The organism is Campylobacter sp. 107 (assembly GCF_002383835.1).
GTDB classification, from domain to species: domain Bacteria; phylum Campylobacterota; class Campylobacteria; order Campylobacterales; family Campylobacteraceae; genus Campylobacter_D; species Campylobacter_D jejuni.
On the sequence record NZ_NXBA01000009.1, the window covers coordinates 48,207 to 54,699 of the forward strand.

The 6,493-nt window shown below is 25.8% G+C and carries 6 protein-coding genes and 1 pseudogene; 2 read left to right on the forward strand and 5 right to left on the reverse strand.

Annotation, left to right across the window (positions count from 1 at the left end; all coding sequences use genetic code 11):
- Nucleotides 1-3 precede the first annotated feature (3 nt).
- Both abc-f and BGS40_RS09605 read left to right on the forward strand, forming a co-directional pair.
- The gene (abc-f, locus tag BGS40_RS00305; protein WP_096738211.1) at nt 4-1,935 is read left to right on the forward strand and encodes a ribosomal protection-like ABC-F family protein; all 1,932 of its coding nucleotides are present in this window, start codon (nt 4-6) and stop codon (nt 1,933-1,935) included.
- Nucleotides 1,936-2,905: 970 nt separating this feature from the next.
- Nucleotides 2,906-3,106, forward strand: coding sequence for a hypothetical protein (locus BGS40_RS09605; RefSeq protein WP_251819326.1), 201 nt, complete (start codon nt 2,906-2,908; stop codon nt 3,104-3,106).
- A gap of 148 nt (nt 3,107-3,254) precedes the next feature.
- On the opposite strand, the gene BGS40_RS00320 is transcribed toward BGS40_RS09605, so the two are convergent.
- The 5 genes and pseudogenes from BGS40_RS00320 to BGS40_RS00340 all read right to left on the reverse strand — a co-directional run.
- Entirely contained in the window at nt 3,255-3,461 is a 207-nt protein-coding gene (locus BGS40_RS00320; RefSeq protein ID WP_180753091.1) for a hypothetical protein, read from the reverse strand.
- 37 nt (nt 3,462-3,498) lie between these two features.
- Entirely contained in the window at nt 3,499-3,807 is a 309-nt protein-coding gene (locus tag BGS40_RS09305) for a hypothetical protein (protein WP_180753092.1), read from the reverse strand.
- Nucleotides 3,808-4,013: 206 nt separating this feature from the next.
- The gene (locus BGS40_RS09310) at nt 4,014-4,538 is read right to left on the reverse strand and encodes a hypothetical protein (RefSeq protein WP_180753093.1); all 525 of its coding nucleotides are present in this window, start codon (nt 4,536-4,538) and stop codon (nt 4,014-4,016) included.
- 429 nt (nt 4,539-4,967) lie between these two features.
- On the reverse strand, nt 4,968-5,792 hold the full coding sequence (locus BGS40_RS00335) for a hypothetical protein (RefSeq protein WP_096738213.1): 825 nt from the start codon (nt 5,790-5,792) through the stop codon (nt 4,968-4,970).
- A gap of 13 nt (nt 5,793-5,805) precedes the next feature.
- Nucleotides 5,806-6,493: pseudogene (locus BGS40_RS00340) on the reverse strand (hypothetical protein); the annotation flags it as partial.

Below are 6,493 nucleotides of genomic sequence, written 5' to 3' on the forward strand. Positions count from 1 at the left end.
AAAATGGCTCTTATAGATTTAATTGAAGCTTCAAAAAAATTTGGAGACAAAATAGTTTTAAATGAAGTAAATTTTAGCGCAAACGAGGGAGAAAAGATTGCTATTATAGGCAAAAATGGAGAAGGAAAATCTACTTTTTTAAAAATGCTTTTAGGCACACTTCCTTTAGATAGCGGTAGAATAATAAGACAAAATGGAAAAAGCATAGCCATGCTTTCACAAACCGTTGATTTTAATGCAAATTTAAGCGTAAAAGAAGCCATCAAGCAAGAGCTTGTAGAAATTTACAATACCTTGGAAGAATATGAAATACTGCATAAAAAATTAGAAGAAGATCCTAGTAATAAAGATTATCTTAAAAAAATAGATACGCTTATGACTTTGATTGATAGTAAAGATGCTTGGAGTATAGAATCTAAAATAATACGCGTTTTAAAAGAATTTAGTTTACTTGAGTATGAAAATCGCATTATATCTACTTTAAGTGGTGGAGAAATACGCCGCGTTGGGCTTTGCATACTTTTACTAAAAAATCCTGATATTTTATTGCTTGATGAACCAACTAATCATTTAGATGTATATATGACAAGCTTTTTGGAAGAATTGCTAAAAAATTCAAAGATGTGTGTGATTTTTATTTCCCATGATAGATATTTTATTGACGCTATAGCACACAAGTGTGTAGAAGTAGAGCAGGGTAAGCTTAGTATTTTTAAAGGCGGATATGCAAACTATTTAGAGAAAAAAACACAAATTTTGCAAAGCCTTGCTAAGAGCCATGAAACTCTTTTAAAGCAATTAAAAAACGAAGAAGAATGGCTTAGAAGAGGGGTTAAGGCAAGACTTAAAAGAAATGAAGGACGAAAAGAACGCATTTTTAAAATGCGTGAAGAAGCGAAAAAAAATCCTGGAGCAATCAAACGCTTGAAACTTGAAATTTCAAGAGCAGCTTTAAATTTTAATGGAGAAAAAACGATCAATCGTAAAAAAATGCTTTTTGAGCTTAAAAATATAAGCAAAAATATAAACAATAAAAATCTTTTTAAAGATTTTTCAACGCGTGTTTTACAAGGTGAACGCATAGCTATCGTAGGAAGAAATGGTTGTGGGAAATCAACATTGTTAAAAATTCTTCTAGGGCAAATAAAACAAGATAGCGGTGAAATAAAACGCGGAGAGCTTAAGATAGGATATTTTGATCAGGCTAGAAGCTTGGTAAATTCTGATAAAAGCTTGCTTGAAATTTTTTGTCCCAATGGTGGAGATAGGGTTGAAGTTCGTGGTAAAAATATGCATGTTTATGGATATTTGAAAAATTTTCTATTTCCTAAGGAATTTTTAGATAAAAGCGTGGATCTTTTAAGTGGCGGAGAGAAAAATCGCGTTGCTTTAGCCTTGCTTTTTATTAAAGAATATGATGTTTTGATTTTAGATGAGCCAACTAATGATCTTGATATAGCTACAATTAATATATTAGAAGAATACTTACTTAGTTTTGAAGGGGCTATTTTGCTAGTATCACACGATAGATATTTTGTTGATAAAATCGCAACAAAACTTTATGCTTTTGAGGGAAATGGATATATAAATATTTTACACACTCTTTATACTGAATATCTTGAAAATGAAAAAGAAATTGAAGAATTGGATAATTTTGCTTTAGAGCTTCAAACCCAAGAGCAAAATAATAACCAAAAAGAAAAAAGTTCCAAAAAATTGAGCTACAAAGAAAATGAGATATTAAAAAACCATCCTGAAAAAATAGATTTTTTAGAGCAAAAGATAGCTAAATTAAATCAAGATTTATCCGATCCAAATGTATATCAAGAAATAGGTATTAACAAGCTTTATCAAGAGCTTGAAGTAATGCAAAAAGAACTTGAAATTCTAGAAAATGAGTATTTTTTAGTATTAGAAAAAAGCGAGAATTTATAATTAAAGAGATTTTATATTTTTTATTCTATGGAATGGGAAACGAGATTCGAACCGGCGACCCCAACCTTGGCAAGGTTGTGCTCTACCCCTGAGCTATTCCCGCAAAAAATAAGTGGTGCCCGAGGTCGCCATATAATTTACCAACCAAACTCATCAATATCTATACTTTAATGAAATATTTTTTTATTTGCACATACTTTGTATTTTATTGTAAAAATGTTAAAAAGTGATATTGTTTTGCTAAATAGGTGATATATTAAAATTTTTAGAGTGTGAATTTCAAGGAAAGAATATTGTGGATTTAAATTCTAAAATAGAATATTTGTTATTATATGAATTGCTAAAGTAGGTTAAATCTCATTTTAAAGATTTAACCTCTTGTATAATTTTAGCTATTTTTTTCAAAGCTATAAACATTTTTTAAAATCATTACCATTTAATTTTTTTCTAATATCTATATTCTACATTATGCTATATTAAATATTTTATTTTATATCCTGTTTATGTTGGCAAAATAAAATATGAATGCGATGCTTTAGATAGTTTTAGAAGCTAGTAAAGATATTGTATGTTTAAAACAATAACTATTCTAAATGTAATAGTTGTGTTTTAAAAAGCACTAGCGATATTGAATATGAAGATACTTAAGTTGGTATTAATGATGAAAATAATAATGGTTGAGAAGATGATGGTTCTTATAGAGGATAAATTTTTATCTTTAATAAAAAAAAGATAAAAGATGTCGCTCTAAAGACAAATTTTTTGGCTTAACTAGAGAGGAAGGTGGTTGCTGCGATAAAGATAAAGTATTTATAGGGCTTATACCTTACAAAGAAGATAAAAAAAGCTAGTAAAACTCAATAAGTAAAATAGATGTGTAGAAGTTGGTGAATATTGCTCTAAAAAATAAATTCATAACTTGTATTCAGCATAAAAAACATATTGTTGTTTTAACTCAAAATTAGCAAGAATATTTAATGAGCAAGGACGCCCACAAATTAAAAGAGGTTGGGGTTCTCCAAAGAGTCCTGATTATAGAGGATTTACTCCAGAAGAATTTCAAAAGTTAGATTTTAGTAAAATAGATTTAAGTGAATTTATTGCTGATATTATTGGAAGTATTAATGTAGATAAAATACAAGACTATTTTATAAAAATACAAAAAAATTGAAAGCAATTTTGAGAATTTAACAAGAAAACCTACTAATTAAAAAGAAAAATAAAACTATAGAAAGGAGAAATTAGTTGTAAGTTTGTTTGGTACCGCATGTAGCTCACTCTAGTTGCCTCAAAAATGGGCTTGGTTAATATATCCTTGACTATAAGGCAAAGTAGTATACGCTTTTTTCTTCATCCCAAACCAAAATAAAATTGATAATATCGCCAGTAATAGGAATTTTTTTGCAAATTAATCCGCAAGAATTGAAAGTTTCTAAAATAGTATTTCCATAATCTAAAATAGGTTCTATTTCATCCCAAGCTTGTCTAATCTCTTCGGGTATTATTAAGTCATTTTTGTCTGACATATTTATTCCTTATATTTTAAAGCTTCTTTTGTAAGTATTAAAGTTTTTTTGTTTGATTGTAAATTGCAATGAGTTTTAAAATTTCACTCGTTCTTTTTGGAAAAATTTGAATAAAATCATCCTTAAAATCAAATTTTCTTTTTAGATTGGTGTTAAAATAAGTAAACGCATCGCTTTGAAAAAATCGTCCCATTAAAATAATATATTCTTTTCTTTTGATTATTTTTTTATATTTTTGTTCATTTAGTGGTAAATCAATATCTAAGCTCGATATTGCTTTATTGTAAGTAATTAAAGCATTTTGCAAAAGCACGAGTTTATCTTCTTTATTTGAAATTTTATTCATTGTTTTTAAAAGTGTTTCTAAAAGTTTTAATGCTTCATTTTTATCATAGGCAAGAGCTGATCTTTGTGGATAATTTTTAGCCTCATTTATAAGTAAATTTGCATTATAAAGAAAGGTTAATTGATTGATATTTTTAAGAGAGAAGATATCTTTGTTTGAACTTTCAATATACTTTAAAATTTCTTTATTTTCTTGTTTGCTCTGCTCTATAAGATTGGAAGAAATATCAATATAATCCTTTGCAATTGCGTTTTTTGCAAAATTTGATCTGCTAAAACAAAAGAGTTTTGTAATTTTTCTTTCTGATTTAATGTCAGACTATTTTCTATTTGCTTATAATGAGAATTTCTTAAGCTTTCAAGGTTTGAAATATCGTTTTTTTGCACAGAAAAAAAGTTTTTAAAAAAATTCAAATCAAGTTTTAGATAAAAAAGTGCTTCATTAATATAGATGATATAGCTTAGTGTTTTTAATTCTTTTTTGTTCAGATTAAAATAAATCGCCTTAAGTTCTTCTAAGTTTTGTAAATATTCTTTTCGAGTAAGATTGTTGTAATAGTATGTTTGATTGTTTATATTACATTTAAAATTAACTTGATTGAAATTTGTATTTTGTATAAATTTTAAATCCTCATCGCTCAACTCATCAGTACACAAAGCATAAGCGGTGTTGTAAATAAAAAATGTAAAAAAACATAATTTTAATACTCTTTTTAAAAATTTATCTCTCATTTTCTATCCTTTTTAATTTGCAAAGAAGAAGTAAAACAATATTTATTAGTTTTCTACTAAAAAGAATGATTATTGATAAATAACATATCATTTCAAATAATCCATATTTTGAAAAATATCTACCTAAATATATGAAATTTAAAAATACAATTGGTGGAAAGAGTAATAAGTTTTCACAAAAAATACTATACACCCAATCTATAACTTTACTAGAAACACCATATTTACTTTTGCAATTTTTGCATTTTATTTCTAATTTGCCTGAGAATATATTCCAAATATTTTGTAATTTATTGATTTTTGTTTTACAAACTTCACATTCTTTATAAATAGACATTTATCGTATTCCTTATATCACTTTCTACAATTTCTTGCCCTTCTCTTAAGGCTTCTTTTATATTTTCTTTAATATTAATAGTGGTATTATTTTCATTTGCATTCATCTAAGGCCTTTTGGATTTTGTTTAAATAATTACCTATAAAGATTATTATTGCTTTATGATTACTTTTCCACTTTTTATTTATTTCTTCATTAGAAAATTCTAGTGTATCTAATTTTTTAAGTATATTATAACTTTCTTTCACTTGTTTGAATATTGTCAATTTGTCTTTAAAAGAACATAATTGGGTGTTGTAAAGTAAAAACATTCCTTGAATTGATACTTTTGAGTAAAGAGCCATAGCTTTATACCAAGCTCCCTTATCCAAATAACCTATACTATCTAAATAATCATAAAATTCTTCATAGTGCTTTATAAATTTAAGTTTTTCTTCAAAAATTTGTTTTTCTAAATCTTTAGTAGAGGCTCTTAAGTTTAGGTATTTTTGTTTTTCATTTGAGTTTAAATCGCTTATGAAATTAAGATAATTAAAATAGGTTTGCTCTCTACCATGTAGAAAGATAAAAATATCAATGTTGCTTTGAATAAAATTTTGGCAATACCTATCTTCAAATCCAAAGAATTTAGCCACCTTAAAATCAAAAATAGCCTTTTGCATTTTTGCATTTAAATCTTTAAAGTCTTCTAGTTTAGGCTGATAATCATCTACAATTTTAATCATATCTTTAGGACTTGGATTTAAAGTCATTTTTTCAAAATTTTTAAAATTTAATTGAGCCTTAGGATGATGATACATTCCCCAATAAATCGTATATAAAGGAGAATAAAGTAATTTTGCAAGCACGGCAAGTATTATGATTAATATAATACAGGGTATATAAAATCTTTTAAGTCTATAAAAAAGTTTTTTCATTTATAATCCTAAATTAAGCTATTTTACAATAATACTTACAATAACTACTAGAATAATTTTTAATCTTTGCATTATGATTGTTATATTTTATATTCAAATCCCCTAGAGAATTTAAATCCTCTTTATCGTATTTAAAATAATAAAGCAAATTTTCTTCTTTATCTTCAAATGAAAACTCATTATTTTCTTTTGCACCTAAAAGAAGTTTTTCATAAAAAAATACTCTTGTGCTAAATTCTTTAAATTTAATATCATATTCTTTTTCTATTCTTTTAATGTCAAGTAAAGATTCATTTTTAATAAAAATATCGCAATGACTATCATAAATATGGATTAAATTTGACATCGATGAAGCATTATTTAAAAAGATAATTTTTTTATTTTTGTCTTTATTTTCTAAGATGAAATGGTTTAGGTTTTTAGAATGAGAAGATAAAAGATAAAAATCTTGTTCTTTTGTGCTATTTGTATTTTCTTTTGTATCACTTTCTTGATTTGAATTTTCATCTTGATTTAAATTTTTATTTATTTCTTTGTTTTTATTTTTATTTATTGTTTCGTCTTTACTATTTATTTCTTTATTTACAATCAAAGAATTCATATAAGTTTGATAAGCATTTTCTAAATCTTTAAAGCCAAGTTTTTTAAATTCATCAATACTTTTATAAAGTTCTTTTCTTGCTTTTAAATAAGTATCGTTT

Excerpts from the sequence above, each read along its gene's own strand:
- BGS40_RS00320 (WP_180753091.1), bottom strand. The coding sequence starts at position 3,461 with ATGTCAGACAAAAATGACTTAATAATACCCGAAGAGATTAGACAAGCT.
- BGS40_RS09310 (WP_180753093.1), bottom strand. The coding sequence starts at position 4,538 with ATGAGAGATAAATTTTTAAAAAGAGTATTAAAATTATGTTTTTTTACA.
- BGS40_RS00335 (WP_096738213.1), bottom strand. The coding sequence starts at position 5,792 with ATGAAAAAACTTTTTTATAGACTTAAAAGATTTTATATACCCTGTATT.
- abc-f (WP_096738211.1), top strand. The coding sequence starts at position 4 with ATGGCTCTTATAGATTTAATTGAAGCTTCAAAAAAATTTGGAGACAAA.
- BGS40_RS09305 (WP_180753092.1), bottom strand. The coding sequence starts at position 3,807 with ATGAATAAAATTTCAAATAAAGAAGATAAACTCGTGCTTTTGCAAAAT.